Here is a 25281-nt window from a genome sequence, read left to right as displayed (position 1 = left end):
TGCTCCATGGAAAAATACATCAAAGCGATTTTAGACGGCTATTACGGCTATTGGGATTACTTTATTGGAGAGGTCCTACACCCAAGTTGGCATAATTACTTCTATTGGCTTGTGGGTGCATCTTTGGTGATTTATGGATTGGAGATTCTTTTTCCATGGAGAAAAAACCAACCTATTCTTCGAGCGCATTTCTGGCTAGACCTCTTTTATCTTTTTTGGAATTACTTTCTTTTTGCCTTGGTCGCCTACAATGCACTTTCCATGGTAGCAGTGGAAGCCTTCAATGATTTTCTAGGCTTATTTGGAATCACGAACACTGTAGCGCTCAAAGTAGATCAACTTCCAGGTTGGTTACAATTGGTGATCATCTTTATACTTCGTGATTTTATGCAGTGGGCGATTCATCGCATGTATCATCATGTGGGCTGGATGTGGGAATTTCATAAAGTTCATCACAGTACACGGGAAATGGGATTCGCTGCCCTACTTCGCTATCACTGGATGGAAAATATACTTTACCGTACACTAGAATATATTCCACTTGCCATGATTGGCTTCGGGATTACAGACTTCTTCATTGTCCATATTTTCACTTTGATCCTTGGCCAGCTCGGTCATGCAAATCTTAAAATCCCTCTAGGCCCTTTCAAATACATCGTCAATGGACCTCAAATGCACCTTTGGCATCACGCCCGGGAATTGCCCAAAAGTCATCCACATGGTTTCAATTACGGCATTTCTTTGAGTCTTTGGGATTTCCTTTTTCGCACAAATTATTGGCCGTCGGATGATGAGAACCTTCTCGTAGGGCTTCCTGATGAGGAAAAATTTCCAGAGGATTTTGTAGGGCAAACTACGGAGCCCTTCAAGCGGATTTTTAGAAGAAAAGAATAAAACCATTCCCGAATTAGCCCTTTCCAAACGAGAATAATCATAAAACAAATATCCGGAATGATCTTCTTTGACATCTATAAATGCCAATTAAGTCAGGTTATCAATTACCAAAATATCAGTAATCACCAGCTCCGGAATATAGCCAGCTGTCTGTGTTTACTGTGTTTTTTCGCAGCAAGCTACCAAGACTGCGAAAAGGAGCACCAGTAAAAAATTCTTCATAAATCTCAATTTCCTAATAGATAGATCGCCGAAAATAAATGACAAAATTGTAGATGGAAATCTTACTAAAAGCACTGAAATCAGAGCTAAACTCTTTTTATGAGATGCCATTAGGAAATATAATTCTCCCTTTTTTGGAATTTAAATCAAATAAAAACCCTACACTAAATTTGGTGTAGGGTTAGAAAATTGTTTTAAAACCCAGATTTTAAAACCCGAGATATGACAACGTTAAATGCTTTTCAATTTTTATTCAGTGTTTGAACCTGTCTGAAATTGATTGAAGTCAAAGTCTTCAAAAATAGCCCCAACTTTCTGTTGCATAGTACTCATATTCTTAATGTCATTAGGGTCTAATGCACCTGAGGCATAACCCTGCCAAATTTGAACTCCAGTTTTGGCATCCATAAAGTTGATTAACACTGTTCCTGCGTCCACTGGCACCATCTGTGTGGCTTTAGATCTTGGCCCAAATCCAAGATAATCCTGACCATTATCTAATATATATTTTCTAAGTTCAGTATCTTTTTCAAGTACGGTAAAATTGATAAGCATTTCAGGATTGCTATGGTCTCTGGCAAAACCTCTAGCCTCCATTTGAAGTTCTACCGCATCTTTTATCATTTTCTGGGCAGATTGATTATTGAAAACCAAGGTTTCATGTGGACCTATTAAAGCATAAGAATTTGGTATATTTTCCACATCTGCAATCCATTCATAGGTAGAGTAGTTAGATAGATTAATACTCCCATCATCCCTAGTCACCACTTTCATTCCTTGATTGGAGCAAGCAGCTAAAGTCAAACTGAAAAGCGTAAATAGTAAGAAATATGATAATTTTTTCATAATTATAAAATTTATGGTGAAACATGGTTAAAAGGGAATTCTATTCATTTTGATCCTAAAAAAACTGCATAGAAGCAGCTTTAATCAAGCTTCCTTTAACTATTGTAGCGAGAATAATACGAATACAATGCCAAAGCAATTATCTGGGCTTAGAATGCCCAATACACAGAAAATCAATCGTTTAGATACATTCCATGTGTAATAAGTTCAACGGATCGTGGAAAAAATTGCAGGCGAAAAGAAGGGGAAAAGGCTTCTCCAGACGTTGAAAAAAACAATTTTACAGAACTGAGGTGCCATCTTCACAACGCTTTCCACAAAGATCTGAATAAGTGATAAGTGATTTAGGGAAGGAAAGACCAGAGATATCAGACTTTTGAGCCTAGGTTTAGCAACTCGTTCAAGCCTTTCAGGCTTGGGAAATGTTTTTGAAATCATACTTTTCCAGGGATTTCACCCATGGCAATTGATAGTTTGACAGCGTTGCAGTGTGTTGATTTCTCTCAGACTAGGGCAACTTCCGGAGAAGCAGGACTGCAAATTTTCGCACATTTTTCCGCAGTATAGTCTTTTTCGCTTTTCAAAACTTTCCAATTCATATCCATAATTTGAGTCAATTTAAGATTGTCGGGTCAAAATCAATTTTGCTTACCTATATTTTATCATATTCTTTGTGAGTTCCAAACCACAAAACATAACAAGCTTTCTGCGAAAAATTCAGTGAAACTACGAGCCGGAAATCATTGCCTTTTATATTGAAAACCACTCTATTATTACTAACAATGCTGGCATTTCCATAAACTTGTTTCAGTTCATTGAAATTTGAAAATTCTCTTTTTGAAAATTCATTATACCAAATCAAAAGTTGAGTCAATGCCATTGGATACTTTTGAGTGTAATATAAGATGGTCTTCTTTATAAGATTTCTCATCGACCAAAGGCATCAAAAAGTTGTCAAATAGCAAACATTTTGTACTCACTCCCTTTTTAACATTGGGTCATAAAGATCAATTTTCTTCTTCGTGGCCTGACTGATTTAGAAAATCATGAGTATTGACTTTTATAAATAGCAACAAAAAGGCACCGCCGTCAGATTCTATATATTACTAAGTTGTGCTCTCTGCGCCATCCTCCGTGCCCTCTGCGGTAAAACTATTAAAAAAAAACCGAGCACACAGCCCGGTTTATCATGTTGGTTTAGTGTTTCAAAATTATCTTTCTAAACTGATGTACTTCAGAAATTCATTTCGAGATTGCTCGTCTTTTTCAAACTTACCTGAATAGAACGACGTCAAGGTAGAACTTGTTGTGTCCTTCACTCCCCTTGAGCTCACACACATGTGATCCGCATCCATAATGATTGCTACGTCCTCTGTCCCCAAAGCCTCTATAAGCTCATTTCCGATTTGCATCGTCAGTCGCTCTTGTACTTGCGGACGCTGGGAAAAATATTGGACTATTCGGTTGATTTTTGATAAGCCGATCACGCTTCCATTGGAAATGTACGCCACATGAGCCTTGCCGTGGATCGGCACGAAGTGATGCTCGCAGTGCGAAAAGAACGTGATATTCTTCTCCACAAGCATCTCGTTGTATTTGTATTTGTTTTCAAAAAGTTTTGCTACAGGCTTATTCTTTGGATTCAATCCACTAAAAACCTCCTTGACATACATCTTGGCGACACGATGCGGTGTGCCTTTTAGACTGTCGTCGGTGAGATCAAGTCCCATGATATGCATGATTTCTCTGAAGTGCTTCTCGATCAACTCTATTTTCAGCTCATCATCCATCTCGAACGCATCGGCTCTGAGTGGCGTCTCTAGGGAAGTACCCACATGTTCGTCTCCAATGTCCTCGAATGAAGCGCGGGCAATATTAATTCCCATCGTATTCAACAAAGTTTCTTTCTGTTTCATAAAGTCGAATCGTTAACTCGAATTTTCGATCAATTTTTTCCCTTAAAATATTCCAAATAACCACTGCAATGTTCTCAGCGGTTGGGTTAAGTTTCTTGAATTCATCGGTATCCAGGTTTAAATTTTTATGATCTAATTTTCTCAACACATGCTCCTTGATCAAATCACTGAGCACTTTCATATCGTAAACATAGCCAGTTTGCGTATTCACTTCCCCTCTCAGCTTTACAATCAATTCATAGTTATGACCATGAAAATGGGGGTTATTACACTTCCCAAAAACGGCTTGATTCTGCTCATCCGACCACTCTGGGTTATGTAGGCGATGTGCCGCATTGAAATGTTCTTTTCTATAAACTGATACTTTCATGGAATGCTGAAACAGCCTCTTTTCTGATTTTGTTTGAATTATTTTCCTTTTTGTCTATTAGAGCACTTGAAGTATCCTGATAGACAGTGAAATAATTTAGGGAACGCAAAATTACAGAATAATAATTGGTACCAAAATAACTGCATCATCTCATCAAGCCAAGAACGGAGAAACTTAGTGAGAAGGTTCCCAGAAAAATTTCACAAGTTTTATGACCAAATTCATAAGAGACTGACTTCAACTTCGTTAAACTTACAGGATTTCATCCTAACTTTACATAATCACCCAAATGCTTATGCTTTCACAAACTCTTGCGATTACCTTCCTATTATTCATAGGGATTTTCCCTAATCCAGATTTCAAAGAAAACAAACCAAGTACCATCACAGCCATCGATCCCGTCTCAGTGACTTACGATGGATTACATATTAAAGATGGAGCACTTCCATCCAAAGAAGTCTTCACCTTGGCTATTCAAGGTTGGACAAAAATGAGAGACAATCTTACCTCTAAAGTCCTAACTGTAATTGATTTCAGCCTCCCTTCCACCGCCAAAAGAATGTGGATCATAGACCCTGAAAAAGGAGAAATACTTCTAAATTCTGTGGTATCCCATGGTAGAAATTCCGGGGATTTGATGGCAAATAACTTTTCCAACATACCCGAATCATTCAAAAGTAGTTTAGGCTTTTATAAAACTGCCGAAACTTATTCCGGAAAACATGGCTATTCTCTTCGGTTGGATGGTTTGGAAAAAGGCTTCAATGATCAGGCTAGAAACCGTGCGATAGTAATCCATGGCGCGGATTATGCAAAAGAAGAATTTGCTAAGTCTGTAGGAAGATTAGGGAGAAGCCTTGGCTGTCCTGCCCTTCCAAGCGAACTTTCCGCTCGGGCAATTGATCTAATCAAAAACGGTTCTTTGCTTTTTATTTTTGGCCAAGACGATGCCTACTTATCAAAATCAAGCCTGATCAAGGCTTGATTTCTTGCTTCTAAGTGCTTTCAAAAGTCCCTGATCTCTTTCATAGACATCAGATCGGAAATTAGCTTTCCCATCCTTATCAGCCCAGAAGGTCATATAGACCAGCACCACCGGTATTTTTCTATCTAATTCTACTACCTCCTCAGTTTTTTGGTTCATGGCTTTATGAATCTTTTCGTCATCCCAAGACTTATCATTTAGTAAGATTTTGGCAAATTGATCTGGATTCTCAATACGGATACATCCGTGGCTCAGCGCTCGCGTTTCCCGCTCAAAAAGGCTTCTGGCTGGCGTATCATGAATGTAAATATTGTAATCATTCGGGAACATGAACTTCACCAAGCCTAGGGAGTTATCTCCACCCGGCTTTTGTCTAACTCTATATGGAAAATCCTCCCCATTATTATTCCAGTTCACATTTTTCATATTCACAGGCTCTCCAGAATCAGAAACTACCTCCATATTTTTCTCTGCTAGATAGCGGTTGTTTTTCCGTACAGATGGTATAATCTCATCCTTGGTAATTGACTCTGGAATATTCCAATATGGGCTAAAAACGATATAACTCATCGGTGCAGTGAAAGTCGGCGACTCATTGTATTCCTTTCCCACGATCACCTTTGCGCTGAAGGCTGTGTCAGATTTATTCATATAATCAAGCTGATAGTTTGCTATATTCACCAGCACCATCTCCTGATCCCAATCCATTTTAGGCATCCATCTTAGGCGTTCCATATTAATGGAAGCAATATCGATTAGATTCTGGGGCGAATTATTGAGTGATTCAGCGACTAAAGAACCGATCACTCCATCCGGATTCATGCCGTTTGACTCCTGATATTTCTGTAATCCAAGGAACATGGTAGAGTCAAAAAGTGTAGGATCTCCCATTTCGTAAGGTTTCAGAAAGTCCCAAAATATTAGACGCTTGCGCAAAGTTGGAATTGAGGCATGCGTCTCTCCCACCTTAATGGCTCCTTCTATAGGTTCAAATTCCCAAGAGAGCGTGTCGTTTTTTTGAATTTCATACAACTCCTCAATCGCAGCTCTACCCTGAGCATACAGCACTGCACTTGGATATAAACTTGCAAAAGTCTTCGCCACAGAACTTCCTCTCGCAACTTCTCCAAGCAAAGTAGTATAGTTCACCTCAGTTTCTTTCTCTTCAAATTTCCAGTTTGGGTCAAGGTCAGCAGGATTCACTTTTCCTATTTCCAAGTCATGGGCTAGCTTGAAAAAGCTGTCGGTAAGCAGAAGCTCCAGTTGGATTTTTTCATCAGCTGATAGGTTTCTGAATTTCTTTTTGTCTTTTTCTGGATCTGAAGAGAGTTCATAGAGCTGAGTAAGGTGATAGTCCTCCGGCTGGAGGCCATCATATTTTGAATTTTCTATCTGTGTGAGCAATTCCTCACCGCTGTTGGAAAGTGTACCGTTGAAGAGCCAAATTTCCAGGTAATCTCTTGCAGCATAAAACTCCCGGATTTCAGCTGCATGCGCAGATTGGGCTAAGATCCCTGTCCCTTCTCCATTTAGGCTTTCCTCCAATTCATCAATCAAATCAGATCTACGTTGATTGAAAAACCAAATCAATCCTAAACCCAGGATCAAGGCAGCTGCAATGGAGATTATTATTTTTTGCTTCATAAAAGACGTTTTTGTATCACCTCCTATTAGTCAAAGTTCGTACGCTTAAATATTTCTAACAATAAAACCCAGAGACGTCAATTTATCTCATTAAAAATCAGGTATTTAAGCTAAAATAAGATCAGAGGAGGTGAAAAAACAACAGATTTTTCTGAGTCTGATATTCCCCAATTTGGGGTAAAAAACTGCATTCAATTACCTATTTGCGAAGCGCTTCCAAAACTTCCTTGTCTCTGTCATAAATATCCTGTCTGAAATGCCCCTCACCCTTCGAATCAGCCCAGAACGTCATGTAAAGTAATACAACCGGTATCTTACGATCTAAGGTGACAATTTGCTCATGACTTTGGTGCATAGCAGAATTGATCTTTTCTGCTGTCCAGTCACTGTCGCCTTTGAGCAACAGTCCGGCAAAAGCTGCGGGATCCTGAATACGGATACAGCCATGACTTAGCGCTCGGTCTTCTCTGGTAAACAGGTTCCGGGTGGGTGTATCGTGAATGTAAACGCTATGTTCATTCGGGAACATAAATTTCACCAGGCCCAAGGAATTATTAGCACCTGGCTTCTGACGAACTAGGTAAGGGATTGATTTCCCACTCCAATTCACAGCCGAAGCGTCCACTGGTTTGCCAGAGAAAGTGACCACTTCCATGTTTTTCTGCGCTAGGTAATTCGGGTTTTTTCTCACAGCAGGCATCACTTCATTTCTTACGATGGAAGTCGGCAGATTCCAATAGGGACTAAACACGATGTAACTCATCGCTGAAGAAAAGATCGGCGATGCATGGTATTTCGTACCCACAATCACCCTAGCCGTAAATAACGTATCTCGATTATTCAGGTAATCCAATTGATAGTTTGCAATATTCACCAAAATCATCTCAGCACCGCGCAAGGTATCAGGCAGCCAGCGCAGTCGCTCCATATTCACCGCAGCTTTGTCTATCAAATCAGCCGGTGATTGGTTTAATGCGTTGACTGTGTTTTTACCCAAAGCCCCATCAGGTTCTAAACCGTTTCTTTGCTGGAATTTTTTCACCGCAGCATACATGGTCGAATCATATTCCTTCTCATCCTCATACGCATATGCCTGTATGTATTTCCAAAAAGCAAGGCGCTCTCTCAAATTAGGAATTCCACCATTAGTCTCTCCCACTTTTATGGATTTAGATACTTTGACCTGTTTCCAGTTAAGTGTATCATGCTTCCTGAGTTCATCTAATGCCCGTATGACCTCCCGCCCTTTTTTGTAGATAGATATAGTCGGATAGAGCGTCTCTAGGGATTGTCTGATTTGCTGCCTATCAACTGCTGCTTCGAGCAAATCATTGTAAGAAACCTTCGACGTTTTAGCATTGATATGCCAGTTCCCTGCGAGATTGTCGGGATTTACCTTGCCTATTTCCAGCTCTGCAGCCATATGGAAAAATGCATCAGTAAGCAAAAGATCTACATCTGCCAAGTCATCCAACGCGTTTGGGATTGATTGCTTTTTATTTGCTTCGAATTGTGTAAAAAAAACATTAATCAGATCCAAGTGATAATCCCTGGGGCTAAGCCCATCAAATTTGCTTTGAATAATTTCAAACCGAAGTTCGTACGCCAGTTCGGTGAGTACAGCATTTTCTGTCCAAACAGGCTTGAATAAGCGCTTAGTATAAAATTGGTGAATTTCGCCTTTGGCAAAAAGCTCGTTACTGCGAATATTTAAAGGGATATCCGGCTGATCTAACTCCAGCCTTATCCTGATATTATCTTGAAGGTCAGCGCTTTGTGCAAAACAATAAAGCCGTGGAGCAAGACTCAGGAGCATAAATAAAAGCAAGTGCTTGCGCATAATTTTGGTTTGACTATTCTACTTTAAAATCCTGGTACTTTCTACCTAGTGTCCAAGACTCCTTCAGCATCTCTAAGAATTGCCCCATCTTATGTAAGGGAATCAAATTTGGTCCATCGCTAAGTGCTTTGGATGGATCTGGGTGAGTTTCGATGAAGAAGCCATCAATTCCTGTTGCTGCTGCAGCTCTAGCCAAAATGGGCGCAAATTCACGCTGTCCTCCACTACTTCCTCCCTCTCCGCCCGGCTGCTGTACTGAGTGCGTAATATCAAAAACTACAGGCGCAAACTGACGCATAATCGGCAGTCCTCTCATATCTACCACCAAGTTATGGTAGCCGAGAGAAAAACCCCTCTCTGTAAGACAGACGTTTTCGTTTCCAGTTGATCTCACCTTAGTCACTGCATATTGCATGTCCTCTGGTGCCATGAACTGGCCACGCTTGATTTTGACAGCTTTTCCACTTTCGCCTGCGGCTAAAAGCAGATCTGTCTGACGACAAAGAAAGGCAGGAATCTGTAACACATCCACCACTTCGGCTACATCTTTCACCTGGTGGCTCTCATGGATATCTGTCACCAAAGGAACATTTAAAGCATTGCCTACGCGCTGCAGAACTTCCAAAGACTTATCCATTCCTATGCTTCGAAAAGATCCGGTAGAGGTTCTATTGGCTTTGTCAAAAGATGCCTTGAAAACATAAGAAAAACCATGTTCTTCAGCCCAAGCTTTCACTTTGGTTCCGATTTCCAGACATATATCATAGCTTTCTACAGCACATGGCCCAGCGAATAAAACAGGTTTTTCTTGGCCCAAAATCACTGAATCCGTGATTCGCATGGGCTTGTTATTTTTTATCATTTTCCTGAAGAGATAATGTGTCAATGAGAGCGGATAGGCTACTGCTAGAATGAAGAAGCAAATCTCCAACTTCCCGAAATGCACCTTTACCCCCATCAAATCTGGAAACATAATGGGCAATCGGCTTGATATACTCCAGCGCATCCTTGGGGACTACAGCAAGACCTACGCGAGACAAGATAGGAAGATCGATCAGGTCATCCCCGATAAAGGCAACTTCTTCAGCTTGCAGTTCCAGTGTTTCTAAGACTTCGCCAAACTTTTTGCCCTTATTCTTTACGCCATGATAATGAAAATCAAACTTGAGTTCCTCGCAGCGGTTTTGCACCACATAGGATTCCCTGCCTGTGATGGCTCCTACCATGAATCCGCTTTTTCTCAGATGGTACACGATCAAACCATCTTTGACATTGAATTTCTTGAATTCCAACCCATTATCATCGTAGATAATGCCTCCGTCAGTCATCACACCATCGATATCAGTGATGACAAGTTTTATTTTGGCTGCTCTTTCCCAAATATCTGCTGAGATATGAGCGAAGTAAGCAGCTACTATTTTTTCTGTTTCCATTGAATTGAATAAAGGTCTAGCCTTCTTTGCTCTAGATTTCGTACACTTCCTGCTTTTCTCTGCTTGGTCAACAGATCCAAATCAACATCTGCTACGATGATCGTTTCCTCATTTTCAGAGGCCATTGCCACTACGGCATCGTGAGGAAACGAGAAGTCTGAGGGAGAATAAATGGCAGCCTGAGAATACTGAATATCCATATTCTCCACTTTAGGTAGATTACCGACCGAACCCGTAATTGCTACGTAGCACTCGTTCTCAATCGCCCGGGACTTCGCACAGGTGTTTACCCGAAGGAAAGCATTCTTGGTATCCGTCCAAAAAGGAACAAACAAAATGTCCATTTCCTGCTCTGCGAGGATTCTCCCAAGTTCTGGGAATTCCACATCGTAACAAATCAAGATCCCTATCCTTCCTGCATCGGTCTCAAAGACATTGATTCCATTTCCACCTTGAAGTCCCCAGTAGGAAGCCTCATCGGGTGTGATATGGAGCTTGTATTGCTTATCCTGGGTTCCGTCTCTTCGGCAGAGGTAACTCACATTTCGTAGCTTTTTGCCATCGTACTCAGGCATAGAGCCAGCGACAATATTCACATTGTAGGAAACTGCCAGATCACTCATTCTGCTTATGATCTCGTCGGTATATTCTGCCAGATTACGGATCGCCTCGGAAGCATCCATGTCATTGAATTCTGCCAAAAGCGGTGCGTTGAAGAATTCGGGAAGTAGGCAAAAATCTGATTTGTAACCAGAAACTGTATCCACAAAGAATTCCACTTGCTGCATAAGATCATCAACGTTCGAGAATCTACGCATCTTCCACTGCACTAGTCCAAGTCGGACAATTGACTTCTTGTTGCCTATTAGCTTCTCGTCTTTTTCATAATAAATATTAATCCATTCGAGCAAGGTAGCAAAGGCTCTTGAATCAGTGTCAGATGGCAAATACTTGGTAATTACCTTTCGTACGTGAAATTCATTTGCCAACTGGAAGGACAAGACCGAATCAAAAATCTCTTTGTTTTTGACCAAATCTATGTATTTCCTTGGCGTCATTTCATCTGCGTAATTCGTGTAGCCCGGAATCCTACCGCCTGCAATAATAGAGCGAAGGTTAAGATTCTCACAAATCTCCTTACGTACGTCGTACAACCTACGTCCAAGTCGCATTCCTCGATAATCAGTATGCACAAAGACATCCGTGCCATACAGCGTATCCCCTTCCATGTCATGCGTGTCGAATTTGCCAAAGCCGGTGATCTGATCATAGGTATGATTGTCTCCAAACTTATTGTAATCAACCACCAAACTCATAGCAGCAGCGACTACCTTGCCATTATCCTCTATGCCTATCTGGCCCTCAGGAAATGCCTTTAATTGGTTTTTAAGCTCCTCTTTTGTCCATGCTCCACCTTGGTTTTTATAGATAGAAACCATGATTTCCCGGATATCTTCATAGTCCGAGAGTTTAATATTTCTAAGCTTTAGCCTATGCTCTAGCTCTTCTTTTTGCTTGCTCATGGTTCAAAATTAGCCAAAATGAATTAATTATCTCCATAGACTCCATCCGTTGGCAAAAATGAGAACAATCCTTAACCAGCATAGTTTAATAGAATTATATTACATTAAAAGCAACTTTGAAAAACTCAGAAATTGAAGATTGCAAAAAAACAAGTCCTAACTAAATGCAGCAGGAAATAAAAGAAGTAGCCAAAGAGAAGGCTCAAGGATTAATTGAATGGATACAGGAACTATTCAGTTATAGCCTGATCAACTTAGGAGATTCTAAGCTGACTGTCGGGCTTATACTCACCTTGATTATATCTTTCATAATCCTTTTTGTCATCACCGAATGGATAAGAAGACTACTGGTTCACAAGGTATTATCCCGTTATCAGATCGATTCAGGAACTAGATCTTCCATCGGTATGATAGTGAAGTATGTGCTGATTTTGGCAGGTGTATTTTCCATCCTTCAAACCAATGGGGTTGACCTGAGTGCATTCGGAATCCTAGCCGGTGCGTTGGGTGTAGGTATTGGTTTTGGTCTGCAAAACATCACCAATAACTTTATTTCCGGACTAATCATCCTCTTTGAGCAGCCTATTAAAGTGGGCGATCGAATCGAAGTAGGTGATGTTTCTGGAGATGTGATCAGGATTTCAGCTCGATCTACCACCATCGTCACTAACGACAACATCACGATAATTGTACCCAACAGTCAGTTTATCGATAGTCCTGTGATCAATTGGTCACATAATGACAGAAATATCCGCTTTAATTTCCCGGTTGGAGTAGCTTATAAAGAAGACCCCGAAAAAGTGAAAAACATCCTGATTGAAGTGGCAAAAGAAAATGATGGCGTGCTGAATATCCCTGCACCGGATGTGCTTTTTGATAGCTATGGTGACAACAGCATCAATTTCATTCTCCGAGTATGGTCCTCAGAATACATCAATCGCCCAAAAGTGCTGAAAAGCCAATTGTATTACGTGATCTTCAGAAAATTTAGAGAGCAAGGAGTGGAGATTCCATTCCCTCAGCGCGATCTCCATCTCAAATCCGGATTTGATAAGTTCGAAAATTAGCCTAATTTTCGCACAGAATAGTGTCGCTATTCAATTTGAAAAGAAGTTCCACGATGAAAAAACTATTATTCCTATTACTTTTTCTTTTCTCGTGGTCAGCTCAGTCACAGAGTTTTTACCGCTACAAATTTGAAGAGCCGTTCTCTATATCTGCTAGTATGGGAGTAACTCAATACTTCGGAGAGCTTTATTCATTTTGGAAATACAATGAAGGAGTACAGCCTGACTGGAATGCCAATATTGCCTTTCATTATACCATCGGAACAAACCTAAGAGCACGCGGTGAATTCACCTACTATCAAATGTCCGGGTCAGATCCCCCTTCTGATCCTAGGGCTTATAGGACTCCTAGAAATTTGAATTTCAGAGCACGAAACTGGGAAGTGTCAGGTATTATAGAATACTACTTGTACCCAGTAAAAGTACCGAATATCCATCGCCCACTTTGGAACCCATATATTTTCTTCGGACTTGGTATGTCAACCAATAATCCTGAAACCCAACTTGATGGAGAATGGATTGATTTACGTCCATTGCAATTGGAAAACAATCCCTATGAACGCTACATCCTAGCCTTCCCCATGGGACTTGGTATGAAATACAAACTAAATGTATATGTAGACTTAATATTTGAAGGAAATTACCGATTCACGCTGACAGACTATATGGATGATATATCAGCGTTTAATATCGGTGAATTCTATCTTGACTTGGTAGATGATTATGTCACGGGTAATAATCCAGATAGGCTAAGACTTGCTGTCAGAAACCCAAGCTTTATTGATGACAACGGTCTGCCAGATGTAGATAAAATACTAAGAAACAATGGAAGAATTCGACGTGGATCTGGCCTTACTCATCGTTTTGATGGGTATATGATGGTTTCTCTTGGATTGGAAATCCATTTGGCTCCTGATATCTGGGACAACCTCTTCTTACGAAATAGAGTGAACGAGAAAGCCTTCAGATTCTGGTAAGAAATCAAATTTGAGATTTGAGTGTTTGAGACTGAGAATTATAGCTCCAATTCCATCTTTATATCGCACCTGCAATATTTCCCTTCCTCCAATTCTGCTTCCTTAAAACCTAACTTCCGGTAAATTCTCAGTGCGGGAACTAACTTTGAGTGACTATAAAGCACCACTTTCTTCGCTCCCATTTCTCTTGCTTTTTCTAAAATAGCCTTTGCTAAAATCATCCCTATTCCTTTGCCTTGAGCACTGTCGGTCACACCCATTTTGATAAGTTCAAACTCATCAGCTGAGATTTTATGAAGTCCTACTGTACCAACAATTTCCTCACCTAGCTTTGCATAAATCAGGGTACCTCCAGGCTTCACTATCGTGTCTTCAGGACTGTCGAACTGAGCCTGATCAAACGGTTCTATTGAAAAAAGATTCTCCACCCAAGCTTGGTTGATGGATTTGAAAAAAGGGCTCAGCTCAGCTGAATAAGGCAATATCTCAATCTGATTCATCAGAACAACTTTATATTTTTCGAAGGACAAAAGTAAAAAGAATCGCTTAGCTTAGAAATACGAAAACCACACTTTTTATGAAATTCAGAACCCTCAAGTTTGTGAAAGTGCTGGGAATGGTCAATTCCGATCCAAGCTTCGACCAGCAGCCGGCAGTCATCAATGGCTTTTCTGATTTGATGGTAGAGATCTTTGGAGAAAAAGGAAAGCATGCCCGCTCAGCAGGTGGCGTAGCGGGATTGCCAAATAATATGGCTGTGGAGATCGAGGTGATCGTGGAGTTGGAGGATTAGCTTTCAAAGCCTTAGGAATTAAAATGATGCTCTATCTTATTCCCTCAATACCTTCTATTGTGGTTTCACATCAGACTCCTGAGCATAGGTTATTTTACTATTCTTCGCAGTATTCACATCCATCTTTCCTACTTCCGAAGGAACAATAAGCTCTATATTATCGCCAATTGTTCCAGACATCCCCTTGATATCGCCGGAAACCTTGACTTTAACCTCATCAACTACTAAGCTAAAGTCACTAGCTGAAGTAAAACTTAAATTAATTTTTTCAGGTGATGACACATTCAAATATGAGAAGCTGGATTTCTGCGAGATTGCTACTTTACTATTCGTAGTGGTAATTAAAAGTAAGTCCTGATCAAAGCCAGAAAGATGTATTTGATTGGTGTTATTTACTATCAAATGCTTCAAATTCTTTACCTCAAGTAAAAAGTTACCATCACTTGCTTGCCTTAAATTTTTAACGAATAACGTATCATTTCTCACAACATAATCTTCGATAGGATCAGTTTCAGGGATAGCAATTCCTTCTCCTACTAGTCTTTCATATCTCAATCGGTTTCTAGGCAAGGAAGAAATAATTAAGGTTCCAGCTTGCTCAATTTTCACAACCGAAAAATCTGCTAAATCAGTCTCAGTTTTAATCACTCTACGCTTTCCTGGAATATTATTATAATCAGCGAATTGATGGGAAACCAATAGTGAAGCCATAATGGTTAACCAAGCAAAGGTCAAAAAGGAAACGATGATTTTATTACTTGTTTTCATATGATTATGATTTGTTTTTTAAAGGCCATATGGAATCTTCGCTGGGATGAGAATCATCCTAGCCCCTGACTTTCTAGTCAGGCTTGATTTCATGGTCGTTGGATTGAATTGTTTGAATCAGGATTTGTAGATCCACTGAATTAAGCTTAAGCACTTCTATCTGATGTAGAATAGAGGGTAATTCATCATTTAGAAATGTTTGCTTTTGCATCTTGAGCAAATTTTGCTTTGCGTTAGACGCTACGAAAAAACCTATCCCACGCTTGTTTTCGATGATCCCCTCTTCCTCCATCAGCGCGTAACTTCTCATCACCGTATTACGGTTTACCTCCATATCCACTGCAAGCTCCCGCACCGAAGGAATCTTCTCTCCTGCTATGATTTTCCCTTGCAGAATCTGGTCGGCTACCCAGTCCCGGATCTGGAGAAAGATGTTTTTTGTTTCGTTGAAATCCATCTTAAACCTCCCGCTCCTTGAGTTTGAAATAAGCAACTACAAAGGAAAAAAACACTGCAATCCAGATCAGAATAAAACAATTCAAGATAAAAAGTGGTACTCCTTCAACTATCTCAGGATGATCAATTCTGATAGAATAATTACCGCCTAATCCAAATTCAGAAGCATCAACAAACCAACTCAATCCATAATAGCTTCCAAAAAACATGAGAAGGATAAATGCGACTACCAACGGCATTGAAATAAAATTCCATTTGCCAAAAATAATCCCTCCTGAAAACATCAATGAAATGATTAAGAAACCAAGACCAAAAACCGAAAAATAGGTCATTGCTGGCTTATTCCAGGAATTGAAAACAAAGATCATCTGATTGATATCTAAATTATCTTTCACTATCGGAGTACCATTATCTACATAAAAAGTGGTAATAGAACTCATATGAAGTATATCTTTGGAAACTGATACCCCTATAATAAACATTAGAGTAAAAATGACGGGGAACAATAGTACTCGGGTAAAGAACTGAACGAAATACTTCTCAGAGGCTAAACAAGGTAGTGTTAAATAAACTTGGGAAGATCTTTTATCCCTAAGATCAATAAAGCTAAACCCCACTCCAAAAATCACCAAAAAAAGAAGTTGTCCGTAATACAAAACACTATAATTATCCAGATTGGTGAAATAAACCGTCATCAAGAATATGACTGTTGTGATCAAAAACACACCGGGTATGCCCATCAAATAAAGTTTTCGATGCATCAAAAACTCAAATCGAAATAGATTGAAGATACGGTGTAAACTGATTGAGTTAGCATTCATAGGACTTCGCGATTTAGAGTTTGAAAAATTGATTCATTGCTTAGACTTTTGTTCAGAACTGCGTTGAAAAGAAGTTCCAGATTCACTGAGGTTTGAGCCTCACTTCCAATTCTTGACCGGATAAATTGATAGCCAGTTCCAAATTTCTCAGAGTACATAGCTCCATCCGGAATATCAGATGATGATCCAAACTGCAAGCGATCAGAAAGCTCCAATATATCAGCATCCAACTGAATCTTTCCTTCATTCAAAATCGCCACCCGATCAATCAGCTTCTCCACGTCTGCGACCAAGTGTGTGGAAATAATCACAGTTTGGTCCTCGCTTAGATTGCCGGCTACCACTTTCCGGAAAACACTTTTGGAAGGAATATCCAGTCCATTCGTCGGCTCATCGAAAAGCAAAAACTTGCAATTCGTACTCAAGCCAAAAGATAGAAAAACCTTTTTCCGCTCACCAAGGGAAAGCTCCTTCAGTCTGACCTTCTTTTCCAGACCGAAGTCGGTCAGAATCTTTTCAAACTGTACGGAGTCAAACAATGGATAAAACGGCCCCATCACCTTTTCGTAAGTCCCAATGTTCATATTTTCTACATAGGCTATGTCGTCAGGAAGGAAGAAAATCTGTTCTAGAAAATCTGGCTTTCTTTCTTTGGGAATATGTGAATCCAAGGTTAAAGCACCACTTTTTGGAAAAAGCAATCCGGAAAGTAAATACAGTAAGGTGGACTTGCCAGCACCATTCTTCCCAAGAAGCCCTACCACAGAACCAGCTGGTACAGACCACTGAAGTTGTTCGAAAAGTGGTTTCTTTTTGGGATAGGAGAAGTTCAAATCTTTGACTGAAACGATCATAGTGTTATACTGTCATAGTGTATTATGACACTAAAGTATAAACTTAAATTGAAAATCAAATAATTCAATCAACTATTTTTTCGAATCTATTAAATTCAGCAATGGATTCACCCTATTTATTTCAATGTCAGCGCCTAGGATTTCGAACCTGGCTTCCTACAGACCTTCCTGCTTTTACAGCCATGAATGCTGACCCAGAAACCATGACTTTTTTCCAGCATCCGCTGTCTATGAAAGAATCTCAGGCGCTGATGGATAGAATGACAAGGCTCTATGCTGATCATGGGCATTGTTACTTCGTTGTTGATTTATTGGAAAGTGGGGAATTCTTAGGCATGATTGGCTTGGGGACAAAATCATTCAAAGCCTCTTTCACTCCGTGTGTAGATATTGGATGGCGGATAAGAAAAGAGTTTTGGAATCAAGGGTTTGCCACGGAAGGAGCAGCAAGATGTATTCAGTTTGCAAAGGAATTGGGGATTAAAGAAGTCTATTCCCTCGCCTCGTCAAAAAACCTAGCTTCTATCCGGGTAATGCAAAAAATAGGAATGACCTATGAATATGACTTTGAACATCCTGATTTATTAGAACACCCTCGACTACAACCTTGTAGTTTGTATAAGATTGAGCTATAACCTTTCAACGTGAAGATTGTCAGTTAGTGAGTGTTAAGTGATAAGCAGAACAAAATCTGCGGAAATCTGCGAATTTCTATCTCCGACTATCTGCGGGAAATTTTCAAGAAAGTCCCGGTAAAATCCAGCTTCAGAAGAAGCAGTATAACAATACAAGCAAGACAATAAAGGCTTGAACTTAGATTTCACCTGAGTAACCAGGTGAATGATTAAAATAACTTTGCGCCGTTGCGCCTTTGCGGGAGCGCATAAAAAAAGATGCCACCTCCATAGAGAGATGACATCTAAACCACTCAACCCCAACTAATAACCATATACTAGGCTAGGAAAAGAGAAGCAATTCCTAACACTTGTTCTTTGTTAAGCGGCTCATCCCATCCTTCGGACACTGCTCCGGCATCTATCCCGGTCAAATTAACGACGTTAACACCCCCATGCGTGACGTTTTCTTCGCCGTTATAGATAGCCTGTGTAGGAGCAGGAAGAGATCCCCGTGAGTCGTTAGTGATCCAACCTTTAATATCATCATGACCTTTCTTTGTTCTCAATCTTCTCACCATAGAAGCATGTCTTGCTTCCACAGAATGTATAGAGAGCGCAGCAGTCAAGACTACATCACTTTCCATGACATTACCAGCCTGACCTTTATACGCTCTCACGCCAGTATCCTCAAATGCTTGAGATAAGGCCAAAAACGTAGGGTAATCAGAAAATGGCATAAAGTTACCCCCTGCAGTGAAGTCAAATTCCGGCTCAGCCACTGGCGTACCCATTAGCACATTTGAAATCACCTCGGTAAGGAAATTCACGTGTGCCAATTCATGATCTCTGATCTTGGTGAAAATAGCCAAATCAGCCCCATCAATTACACCTGACTCAATCCCCATCTGATAATATCTGTACTCCAAATGCTCCAAGGTTAAAGCGTAATTCAATACGCCGATCAAACTTGCAGTATCCGCCTTCGCTACTTTAGGCAAAGCCGACAGAATTCCCAGAGGCACAGCAGCCATAGCAACTTTTTTACTCATATCTCCAAACTGGCGGAAAGCCTCTCTTCTGGAGAAAAACATTTCTTTCTCTTCCGGACTATTGGTATCCGGGCACATTTTATCTAGCAATTTTAATAAGTTCATGTCTTGTGTTGTTTTAAAGTGGTGGATTAAGAAGGCAACTGACTGAAGTCAATTGGGGTGGTAACATATGAGCTGGCAGCAGTCAATACCTGGGTAAAATTCAGCGTACGCTCAAGTCCATTTGCATCAATCAAATCATCGCCAGCAAAATCAGCTGAGCCTGGATTGATCAAGTCTCTGATTGCAGCAGCATGTCTTGCTTCCACAGAAACAATTTTACCGGCAATCACCAAGTAATCTACATTCTCGATGAATTGTCCTGCACCGTTATACGCCGCAACTCCCAAATCTTCAAAGGTCTTCGCTGCCATCAATACAGATGTTCTATTGCTGAAATCAATCGCGCTGAAATCAACTTCCAGATCAGCGATTGCCGCATCTCCTAAAGCTGCTTTGAAAAATTCTCTGTGTGCTCTCTCATGCTTCTCCAAATCTCCCATAATGGTTTTTTCTTCCGCACTTGCATTGGCGAAGTAGCTTCCCTGCATTACAGTGGCATAAAATGCAGCTTCCAATTGCTCCAAAGCATAAGCATAATTCAAAATCCCTATGTCTCCCGAACCTAGCATGACTCCATTTTCCATCGGAGGCATTGGGTTTTCTCCCACATCCTTACAGCCAACCATAATCAATCCTGCTGCAGCTACCGAGAGTGAGCCTGTTTTAAGGAACTGTCTGCGGTTCGCATTTTTGACCAGCCCTTGAGGCTTAATTAATTCATTTTTCATTTTCTGAGTGTTTAGGTTAATAATCCGGTTATGGTTTTCATAAATTATTTAAACTAGCAGTACCATATTTGCCTGATCTGGTAGTTTAGATACAATTACGAAGCCCTCCCCTCAACTGGATTTTGCCAACCCTAAAGTTTTTTGAGATAAATCAAAAATTGATGGAAATTTTGAACCTGAAACGATTGTTTTTCAACCGTCACCTTTCTTTAAAAACCTCTTTTTAAATCTCTTAGCCAAAAAAGGATTGTACTATCATTTATTCTGTTTTTACGATTTATACAGAATAAAGCCCAGGAAAAAAATCCCTCCCGTGACATGAATCTCGTCAATTGGATGGAGTTTGCAGAATTTGTTCCTGGGCAAATAAATACCGTATTACTCCCAAATGGGACATTTGAACCCCATGGAGCCGAAAACAACGGCGCTGTTAACACAGCACCCACAGCAATGGCCAGAGCTATAGCAGAGGATCTCAATGCCCTTATAGCCCCTTACGCTCAACTATGGAATTACTGGAAGTATGGCAGCTTTCCCCAGCACATTTCAAATCACCGAAGATGCTTACAGACCTTTCATCAGAGACATTCAAACAGGTCTTGCGAAAAATGGCTTTATCCGGAGTTACAATTAATAAATATCCTTGATAAAACACCAAAAATACTTTGATAAAGTCCTACTCCATTTGTAAATTAGGCTTGTAAATAATTGAATACCAATCAATTTACTCAGGGCACCCGTCAAGGGTTTTAAACATTTTTATTTAAACTTCTTTTTCAATTCCAATCAAAAAAAACTATGAAAAATTACTTTCAAAATTCACTTGGAAGACTAGTACTGATTTTTTCAGTAATCTTCTCTTTCACAAGTTGCATCTCTGACGAGAGCAAATTAGATCCGCCGCAAAACCCAGACATGGGTCTTGAGCGTGTTACCGACTACCCAGAGGCATTTTCTTTAGAGAATCTAAGGATGGAACCGGAAACTCTAAAAATGCTGGCCGCACTCCGGGGAGCTACTGCTAAATATCACGACCTAGAAGATGCCATGGCCGACGGCTATGAGCAAGGTTCAGATTGCGTAGCTTCTCCAGATGGAGCAATGGGTTATCACTTCGTTAATTTTGCTATTGTAGATGGAATCTACAATCCTAGTATGCCGGAAGCATTGCTGTACGAAATGGACAAAAATGGACAGATGAAACTGGTAGCAGTAGAATTTATTATTAAAAAAGAGCCATGGGATCTAGAAAATGACATGATTCCATATTTCGGTATGCAAGTGTTTGATGAAGCTTTTGCCCCTATCCCTCTTCCCTTTGATAATTACCAACTTCACACCTGGATATGGAAAAACAATCCCTCAGGTATATTTACCAAATTCAACCCAAAAGTTTCGTGTAATTAACACTAACTACTTAAGCTTTTAATAATTGAGTAGAGAGATCGCCTCTCTACTCAATTTTATTTTATTTACAATAATCATATCCAGAATAGAACTGTACGGGAGATTACCTAAATCTCAGTTTTTCAATAGACTGCAAAACCAACCATAGATTTTTTGACTGCATGTCTCCAGAAAATAATCTATTTTCGTCCATTTATAAGGGACATTCTGAAAGGTCGTGCGAAAAATGGTTTTAAGAATATCATCCAAAAGTGGGATTTGGCAGGACTGTAATCTTAGATATTCAGAATTCTTCATTCGTATTTCGATATTAACCCAGCCTATTATTGGTTCGTCCAATTTCACTTTCAAACACTTTCCCCATGAAACTAAGTCTCATACTATTTTCTCTTATTGGATTCACCATTTTTGGGTGCAAAGTAGGATCCAATAATTCTTCCATTTCACTTTTTGATGGCAAAAGCTTATCCGGATGGCAAGGTGACACTAAGAATACCTGGCGTGTGGAAGACGGAATGATTGTAGGTGGTTCTCTGGATGAAACAGTGCCTAATAATGAATTCTTGGTCACAGACCGAAATTATGAGAATTTCATTCTGACCTTGAAAATCAAACTGACTGGCGATGATGGCTTTATCAATTCAGGAATTCAATTTCACAGCAAGCGGCTTACAGATCCTGACTACGAGATGGAAGGATACCAGGCGGATTGGGGTGAAGGATACTGGGCTAGTTTGTATGATGAATCCCGGAGAAACATCACCTTGTTTTCTCCTGACTCGGCTCAAGTAGGGCAATGGATCAAAATAGATGATTGGAATGACTATAAAGTCCATACTGAAAATGGACGGATCCAACTGTTTATCAATGGACATCAAACAGTGGATTATACCGAAAAGGACAAATCAATTCCCCAGTCAGGCTTAATCGGATTGCAAATCCATGGAGGAGGAAAAGCCCAAGTAGCATTTAAGGATATTTTTATTGAAGAACTGCCTCAAAAAGAATAGCTTATAGATTGGTTTAACCTAGAATATGCATTTGTGGTCTTAGTAGATTTTCCAATACATAGTTCAGGTTCAAAACCTTTTCGATTATCCATCAACCCAAAGACCATGATCAGAAACTGCATACTGTTCGTTTTTTGCGTGATTCTATGCGCATTTTCTATTTCTTCCTTCGCAAATTCAACCATCACCTATAGTCAGTCTTCAGATATTGAATTCAAGCTACAAGCTACCATGCTTGGATATTTTGCTCCGGATGGCACAAGGAATCCTACACTCAAGGCTAAAAAAGGTGATCGAGTCACCATCACCATCACCAACGGTGAGATCATGACACACGATTTGGCTATGGAAAAGCTTGGAATCAAAAGTGAAACAATCCTGGAAGAAGGTGCGACTACAAGCATCACATTCGTAGCGGTAGATGACGATACTTATTACTGTTCCATCCCGGGCCACCGAGCAGCTGGCATGGTAGGAAAGTTTGAACTTTTAAAAGGAGATGAAGTTGAAATAGTTGGGACTATTCCTCAGAAAAACGGGAAACCACTAAACCTGAATTTCGAAACAGGTACACTTCAGGATTGGACAGCTTCAGGAGATGCCTTTGCCAGTGCAATTTTCAGTTCAGATCCTTCACCTGTGCACAGTGAGGAGGACAGAATAAATTTTGAAGGGAAAAACTTCCTTAGCAGCGGAGGGACAAAAAATTACAAATTAACCGGAACACTTACCTCTGTACCATTTGAGGTGACTCAACCATTTGCAAGTTTTAGGATTTCAGGAGGAGCTTTGGCCGATACACGAGTAGAATTGGTTTTAGCAGAATCCGACGAAGTAATTTACAACTCCACAGGACAAGGTCGAGCCACGCTGCAGCCCGTGGTGGTGGACTTGAGTCCTTACTTAAATCAGCCAATTTTTATCAGAATCGTAGATAATGAAACGGGCATCTCCCAAATCCCTTATATCTCTGATGATAAATGGGCACATATCAACTTTGATGATTTCGCATTTTATCCCAGCCGTCCCACCTTTTCCAATGAATTAAAGCAGGAAGACATCATCATTCTACCCCCACTGGATCCTGTACTGAATTCGGGACTTTCGGGATTAGAAGCTGCGAAGGCTATGACTCCACCAGATGGGTTCACCGTCACGCTTGCGGCAGCTGAGCCGGACATCATCAGACCGATCAGTTTTACTCTTGATCATCGTGGAAGGCTTTGGGTGGTTGAGGGACACACCTATCCTACTCCGGCTCCAGAAGGTGAAGGAAAGGATCGCATCTTGATTTTCGAAGATACGGATGGTGATGGGACGCTGGATTCCAGAAAAGTATTCACTGAAGGGCTAAATCTTGTCAGCGGAATTGAAGTTGGAATGGGTGGCGTGTGGCTTGGAGCTGCTCCTTATCTTTTATTCATTCCGGCAGATTTTGAAAAGGACAAACCTACAGGTCCGCCTGTCAAACTCCTGGACGGCTGGGGAACAGATGATACGCACGAAGTATTGAATAATTTGAGATGGGGTCCAGATGGTTGGCTGTATGGCACACATGGTGTGTTCACTCATTCCAATGTGGGGAAACCAGGATCTACGGACGATGAGCGGACTAAAATCAATGCAGGCGTCTGGCGATATCACCCAACTCGACATGATTTTGAGGTTTTTGCTGAAGGCAGCAGCAATCCTTGGGGCATTGATTTCAATAGCTACGGACATCCATTCATCACCGTCTGTGTGATTCCGCACATGTACCATGTCATTCAGGGCGCTCGCTACCAAAGACAGGCTGGCAATCACTTCAACCCATATAGCTATGATGATATCAAAACAATCGCGGATCATGTGCACTGGGTAGGAGATCGCGGTCCACATGCCGGCAATTTCCGCTCTGCATCTGCCGGAGGCGGTCATGCTCATGCAGGGGCAATGATTTATCTGGGTGGAGATACTTGGCCGGAGAAATACCGCAACAATATCTTTATGAACAACATCAATGGCTCCCGATTAAACATTGATCAACTTACCCGAGCGGGCTCTGGCTATGTGGCGACACATCAAAATGACTTCATGGCCATGAATGATTCCTGGTCCCAATGGCTGAATTTCAAATATGGCCCAGATGGCTCCGTATTCGCTATTGATTGGTATGACCAGAACCAGTGTCACAGCCCTAATCCGGACGTACATGACAAGTCTTTGGGGAGGATTTTTAAGATTTCCCATGAAAATGATCAGTGGGTACAAGTTGATCTATCGAAATCAAGCAGCGTAGAACTCGCCAATTATCAAAACCATAAAAATGAATGGTATGCACGGCAAGCAAGGACAATCCTGCAAGAGCGAGGTGCTACTCCTGAAGCTGTGGCAGTGCTAAGAGATATCCTGGCAAAGGCTCCTCAAACTACAAATCGATTGCGTGCGCTTTGGTCACTTCATGTGACAAATAGGCTTTCAGCCGATGACCTGAGTAAATTAATGTCTGATTCTGATGAATACATCCGAAGCTGGGCAATCCAACTAGAAGCGGAAGATAAATCTGTATCTGAAGAGACGTTGACACAATTCGCCAGTATGGCAAAAAATGATAAATCAGCTTTGGTCAGACTTTATCTGACTTCCGCTATGCTTCGGCTAGAACCGGAATTGCGCTGGGAAGTAATGGAAGCATTGGTGCAAAGAACAGAAGATCTGGAAGATCACAATATGCCGCTTATGCTTTGGTATGCAATAGAACCATTGGCAGACCTTGATGCAGACCGCGCCTTAAACTTGGCAGAAAAAGCCTCCAATCCTCTTATGCTGAAATACACTGTGCAGAAACTTAGCGAGCTAAATACTAATGAAGCAACTGCGGCATTGCAAAGACTCAGGAAATCACTGGATGAATCCGATTCACACTACAATCATGAATTGAAAATACAATTAGCCAAAATCACTTTAAAACCTTAAC

Annotated in this window: 25 protein-coding genes and 1 pseudogene; 10 read left to right on the top strand and 16 right to left on the bottom strand. The window is 40.6% G+C overall.

Going from position 1 to position 25281, the window contains the following annotated elements; all coding sequences use genetic code 11:
* The first annotated feature begins 6 nt into the window (after positions 1–6).
* A complete protein-coding gene (locus tag U3A58_RS11165) occupies positions 7–894 on the top strand; it encodes a sterol desaturase family protein (protein WP_323823508.1) in 888 nt (295 codons plus the stop codon).
* Positions 895–1365: 471 nt separating this feature from the next.
* On the opposite strand, the gene U3A58_RS11160 is transcribed toward U3A58_RS11165, so the two are convergent.
* The 4 genes from U3A58_RS11160 to U3A58_RS11145 all read right to left on the bottom strand — a co-directional run bounded on the left by U3A58_RS11160 (position 1366) and on the right by U3A58_RS11145 (position 4248).
* The gene (locus U3A58_RS11160; RefSeq protein ID WP_323823507.1) at positions 1366–1962 is read right to left on the bottom strand and encodes a DUF4136 domain-containing protein; all 597 of its coding nucleotides are present in this window, start codon (positions 1960–1962) and stop codon (positions 1366–1368) included.
* A 652-nt stretch (positions 1963–2614) separates the two neighbouring features.
* Complete coding sequence (locus U3A58_RS11155) at positions 2615–2842, bottom strand: type II toxin-antitoxin system HigB family toxin (protein WP_323823570.1); 228 nt, start codon at positions 2840–2842, stop codon at positions 2615–2617.
* A 331-nt stretch (positions 2843–3173) separates the two neighbouring features.
* Positions 3174–3878, bottom strand: coding sequence for a GTP cyclohydrolase I FolE (gene folE, locus U3A58_RS11150; protein ID WP_323823506.1), 705 nt, complete (start codon positions 3876–3878; stop codon positions 3174–3176).
* The gene (locus U3A58_RS11145; protein ID WP_323823505.1) at positions 3838–4248 is read right to left on the bottom strand and encodes a 6-pyruvoyl trahydropterin synthase family protein; all 411 of its coding nucleotides are present in this window, start codon (positions 4246–4248) and stop codon (positions 3838–3840) included. Before U3A58_RS11145 ends, folE begins: the two co-directional genes overlap by 41 nt.
* Before the next feature lie 295 nt (positions 4249–4543).
* Between U3A58_RS11145 and U3A58_RS11140 the strand changes: the two genes are divergently transcribed.
* On the top strand, positions 4544–5233 hold the full coding sequence (locus tag U3A58_RS11140) for a murein L,D-transpeptidase catalytic domain family protein (RefSeq protein WP_323823504.1): 690 nt from the start codon (positions 4544–4546) through the stop codon (positions 5231–5233).
* On the opposite strand, the gene U3A58_RS11135 is transcribed toward U3A58_RS11140, so the two are convergent.
* The 5 genes from U3A58_RS11135 to U3A58_RS11115 form a co-directional block, all read right to left on the bottom strand.
* Entirely contained in the window at positions 5213–6877 is a 1665-nt protein-coding gene (locus U3A58_RS11135) for a L,D-transpeptidase family protein (protein WP_323823503.1), read from the bottom strand. The two genes, U3A58_RS11140 and U3A58_RS11135, sit on opposite strands and share 21 nt — an antisense overlap.
* A gap of 199 nt (positions 6878–7076) precedes the next feature.
* On the bottom strand, positions 7077–8717 hold the full coding sequence (locus U3A58_RS11130) for a L,D-transpeptidase family protein (protein WP_323823502.1): 1641 nt from the start codon (positions 8715–8717) through the stop codon (positions 7077–7079).
* A gap of 13 nt (positions 8718–8730) precedes the next feature.
* Complete coding sequence (kdsA, locus tag U3A58_RS11125) at positions 8731–9579, bottom strand: 3-deoxy-8-phosphooctulonate synthase (protein WP_323823501.1); 849 nt, start codon at positions 9577–9579, stop codon at positions 8731–8733.
* On the bottom strand, positions 9566–10150 hold the full coding sequence (locus tag U3A58_RS11120) for a KdsC family phosphatase (RefSeq protein ID WP_323823500.1): 585 nt from the start codon (positions 10148–10150) through the stop codon (positions 9566–9568). Before U3A58_RS11120 ends, kdsA begins: the two co-directional genes overlap by 14 nt.
* A complete protein-coding gene (locus U3A58_RS11115; protein ID WP_323823499.1) occupies positions 10132–11673 on the bottom strand; it encodes a carbon-nitrogen hydrolase family protein in 1542 nt (513 codons plus the stop codon). Before U3A58_RS11115 ends, U3A58_RS11120 begins: the two co-directional genes overlap by 19 nt.
* 164 nt (positions 11674–11837) lie before the next feature.
* Between U3A58_RS11115 and U3A58_RS11110 the strand changes: the two genes are divergently transcribed.
* Both U3A58_RS11110 and U3A58_RS11105 read left to right on the top strand, forming a co-directional pair.
* Positions 11838–12740, top strand: coding sequence for a mechanosensitive ion channel family protein (locus tag U3A58_RS11110; RefSeq protein ID WP_323823498.1), 903 nt, complete (start codon positions 11838–11840; stop codon positions 12738–12740).
* Between the two features lie 53 nt (positions 12741–12793).
* A complete protein-coding gene (locus U3A58_RS11105) occupies positions 12794–13717 on the top strand; it encodes a DUF6089 family protein (RefSeq protein WP_323823497.1) in 924 nt (307 codons plus the stop codon).
* Positions 13718–13755: 38 nt separating this feature from the next.
* Here U3A58_RS11105 and U3A58_RS11100 read toward each other — a convergent pair whose 3' ends face one another.
* Positions 13756–14217 carry a GNAT family N-acetyltransferase gene (locus U3A58_RS11100; protein ID WP_323823496.1) on the bottom strand — a complete coding sequence of 154 codons (462 nt, stop codon included), beginning with the start codon at positions 14215–14217 and terminating at the stop codon, positions 13756–13758.
* Between the two features lie 95 nt (positions 14218–14312).
* Between U3A58_RS11100 and U3A58_RS11095 the strand changes: the two are divergent.
* A pseudogene (locus tag U3A58_RS11095) lies at positions 14313–14510 on the top strand (RidA family protein); the annotation flags it as partial.
* Positions 14511–14564: 54 nt separating this feature from the next.
* On the opposite strand, the gene U3A58_RS11090 reads toward U3A58_RS11095, so the two are convergent.
* The 4 genes from U3A58_RS11090 to U3A58_RS11075 all read right to left on the bottom strand — a co-directional run bounded on the left by U3A58_RS11090 (position 14565) and on the right by U3A58_RS11075 (position 17409).
* Positions 14565–15278 carry a hypothetical protein gene (locus U3A58_RS11090; RefSeq protein ID WP_323823495.1) on the bottom strand — a complete coding sequence of 238 codons (714 nt, stop codon included), beginning with the start codon at positions 15276–15278 and terminating at the stop codon, positions 14565–14567.
* 73 nt (positions 15279–15351) lie between these two features.
* Positions 15352–15735, bottom strand: coding sequence for a GntR family transcriptional regulator (locus U3A58_RS11085; protein WP_323823494.1), 384 nt, complete (start codon positions 15733–15735; stop codon positions 15352–15354).
* A 1-nt stretch (position 15736) separates the two neighbouring features.
* Entirely contained in the window at positions 15737–16555 is an 819-nt protein-coding gene (locus U3A58_RS11080) for a hypothetical protein (RefSeq protein ID WP_323823493.1), read from the bottom strand.
* A complete protein-coding gene (locus U3A58_RS11075) occupies positions 16552–17409 on the bottom strand; it encodes an ABC transporter ATP-binding protein (RefSeq protein WP_323823492.1) in 858 nt (285 codons plus the stop codon). Before U3A58_RS11075 ends, U3A58_RS11080 begins: the two co-directional genes overlap by 4 nt.
* 101 nt (positions 17410–17510) lie before the next feature.
* Between U3A58_RS11075 and U3A58_RS11070 the strand changes: the two genes are divergently transcribed.
* A complete protein-coding gene (locus tag U3A58_RS11070; RefSeq protein WP_323823491.1) occupies positions 17511–18044 on the top strand; it encodes a GNAT family N-acetyltransferase in 534 nt (177 codons plus the stop codon).
* 317 nt (positions 18045–18361) lie between these two features.
* Here U3A58_RS11070 and U3A58_RS11065 read toward each other — a convergent pair whose 3' ends face one another.
* Both U3A58_RS11065 and U3A58_RS11060 read right to left on the bottom strand, forming a co-directional pair.
* Entirely contained in the window at positions 18362–19180 is an 819-nt protein-coding gene (locus U3A58_RS11065) for a ferritin-like domain-containing protein (protein WP_323823490.1), read from the bottom strand.
* A gap of 26 nt (positions 19181–19206) precedes the next feature.
* Complete coding sequence (locus tag U3A58_RS11060; protein WP_323823489.1) at positions 19207–19908, bottom strand: ferritin-like domain-containing protein; 702 nt, start codon at positions 19906–19908, stop codon at positions 19207–19209.
* 318 nt (positions 19909–20226) lie between these two features.
* Here U3A58_RS11060 and U3A58_RS11055 point away from each other — a divergent pair, with 318 nt between their 5' ends.
* The 4 genes from U3A58_RS11055 (at position 20227) to U3A58_RS11040 (ending at position 25280) form a co-directional block, all read left to right on the top strand.
* Positions 20227–20577: a hypothetical protein gene (locus U3A58_RS11055; protein WP_323823488.1), complete on the top strand. Its 351-nt coding sequence runs from the start codon at positions 20227–20229 to the stop codon at positions 20575–20577.
* Between the two features lie 129 nt (positions 20578–20706).
* The gene (locus tag U3A58_RS11050; RefSeq protein WP_323823487.1) at positions 20707–21315 is read left to right on the top strand and encodes a hypothetical protein; all 609 of its coding nucleotides are present in this window, start codon (positions 20707–20709) and stop codon (positions 21313–21315) included.
* Positions 21316–21677: 362 nt separating this feature from the next.
* Complete coding sequence (locus U3A58_RS11045; RefSeq protein ID WP_323823486.1) at positions 21678–22325, top strand: 3-keto-disaccharide hydrolase; 648 nt, start codon at positions 21678–21680, stop codon at positions 22323–22325.
* A gap of 105 nt (positions 22326–22430) precedes the next feature.
* Positions 22431–25280, top strand: coding sequence for a PVC-type heme-binding CxxCH protein (locus tag U3A58_RS11040; RefSeq protein ID WP_323823485.1), 2850 nt, complete (start codon positions 22431–22433; stop codon positions 25278–25280).
* The last annotated feature ends 1 nt before the right edge of the window (position 25281 follow it).

This window comes from Algoriphagus persicinus (assembly GCF_035156415.1).
Taxonomy (GTDB): domain Bacteria; phylum Bacteroidota; class Bacteroidia; order Cytophagales; family Cyclobacteriaceae; genus Algoriphagus; species Algoriphagus persicinus.
This window is presented reverse-complemented; position numbering and strand designations above follow the sequence as displayed.

Excerpts from the sequence above, each read along its gene's own strand:
- U3A58_RS11165 (WP_323823508.1), top strand. The coding sequence starts at position 7 with ATGGAAAAATACATCAAAGCGATTTTAGACGGCTATTACGGCTATTGG.
- U3A58_RS11160 (WP_323823507.1), bottom strand. The coding sequence starts at position 1,962 with ATGAAAAAATTATCATATTTCTTACTATTTACGCTTTTCAGTTTGACT.
- U3A58_RS11155 (WP_323823570.1), bottom strand. The coding sequence starts at position 2,842 with ATGGCATTGACTCAACTTTTGATTTGGTATAATGAATTTTCAAAAAGA.
- folE (WP_323823506.1), bottom strand. The coding sequence starts at position 3,878 with ATGAAACAGAAAGAAACTTTGTTGAATACGATGGGAATTAATATTGCC.
- U3A58_RS11145 (WP_323823505.1), bottom strand. The coding sequence starts at position 4,248 with ATGAAAGTATCAGTTTATAGAAAAGAACATTTCAATGCGGCACATCGC.
- U3A58_RS11140 (WP_323823504.1), top strand. The coding sequence starts at position 4,544 with ATGCTTTCACAAACTCTTGCGATTACCTTCCTATTATTCATAGGGATT.
- U3A58_RS11135 (WP_323823503.1), bottom strand. The coding sequence starts at position 6,877 with ATGAAGCAAAAAATAATAATCTCCATTGCAGCTGCCTTGATCCTGGGT.
- U3A58_RS11130 (WP_323823502.1), bottom strand. The coding sequence starts at position 8,717 with ATGCGCAAGCACTTGCTTTTATTTATGCTCCTGAGTCTTGCTCCACGG.
- kdsA (WP_323823501.1), bottom strand. The coding sequence starts at position 9,579 with ATGATAAAAAATAACAAGCCCATGCGAATCACGGATTCAGTGATTTTG.
- U3A58_RS11120 (WP_323823500.1), bottom strand. The coding sequence starts at position 10,150 with ATGGAAACAGAAAAAATAGTAGCTGCTTACTTCGCTCATATCTCAGCA.
- U3A58_RS11115 (WP_323823499.1), bottom strand. The coding sequence starts at position 11,673 with ATGAGCAAGCAAAAAGAAGAGCTAGAGCATAGGCTAAAGCTTAGAAAT.
- U3A58_RS11110 (WP_323823498.1), top strand. The coding sequence starts at position 11,838 with ATGCAGCAGGAAATAAAAGAAGTAGCCAAAGAGAAGGCTCAAGGATTA.
- U3A58_RS11105 (WP_323823497.1), top strand. The coding sequence starts at position 12,794 with ATGAAAAAACTATTATTCCTATTACTTTTTCTTTTCTCGTGGTCAGCT.
- U3A58_RS11100 (WP_323823496.1), bottom strand. The coding sequence starts at position 14,217 with ATGAATCAGATTGAGATATTGCCTTATTCAGCTGAGCTGAGCCCTTTT.
- U3A58_RS11090 (WP_323823495.1), bottom strand. The coding sequence starts at position 15,278 with ATGAAAACAAGTAATAAAATCATCGTTTCCTTTTTGACCTTTGCTTGG.
- U3A58_RS11085 (WP_323823494.1), bottom strand. The coding sequence starts at position 15,735 with ATGGATTTCAACGAAACAAAAAACATCTTTCTCCAGATCCGGGACTGG.
- U3A58_RS11080 (WP_323823493.1), bottom strand. The coding sequence starts at position 16,555 with ATGAATGCTAACTCAATCAGTTTACACCGTATCTTCAATCTATTTCGA.
- U3A58_RS11075 (WP_323823492.1), bottom strand. The coding sequence starts at position 17,409 with ATGATCGTTTCAGTCAAAGATTTGAACTTCTCCTATCCCAAAAAGAAA.
- U3A58_RS11070 (WP_323823491.1), top strand. The coding sequence starts at position 17,511 with ATGGATTCACCCTATTTATTTCAATGTCAGCGCCTAGGATTTCGAACC.
- U3A58_RS11065 (WP_323823490.1), bottom strand. The coding sequence starts at position 19,180 with ATGAACTTATTAAAATTGCTAGATAAAATGTGCCCGGATACCAATAGT.
- U3A58_RS11060 (WP_323823489.1), bottom strand. The coding sequence starts at position 19,908 with ATGAAAAATGAATTAATTAAGCCTCAAGGGCTGGTCAAAAATGCGAAC.
- U3A58_RS11055 (WP_323823488.1), top strand. The coding sequence starts at position 20,227 with ATGAATCTCGTCAATTGGATGGAGTTTGCAGAATTTGTTCCTGGGCAA.
- U3A58_RS11050 (WP_323823487.1), top strand. The coding sequence starts at position 20,707 with ATGAAAAATTACTTTCAAAATTCACTTGGAAGACTAGTACTGATTTTT.
- U3A58_RS11045 (WP_323823486.1), top strand. The coding sequence starts at position 21,678 with ATGAAACTAAGTCTCATACTATTTTCTCTTATTGGATTCACCATTTTT.
- U3A58_RS11040 (WP_323823485.1), top strand. The coding sequence starts at position 22,431 with ATGATCAGAAACTGCATACTGTTCGTTTTTTGCGTGATTCTATGCGCA.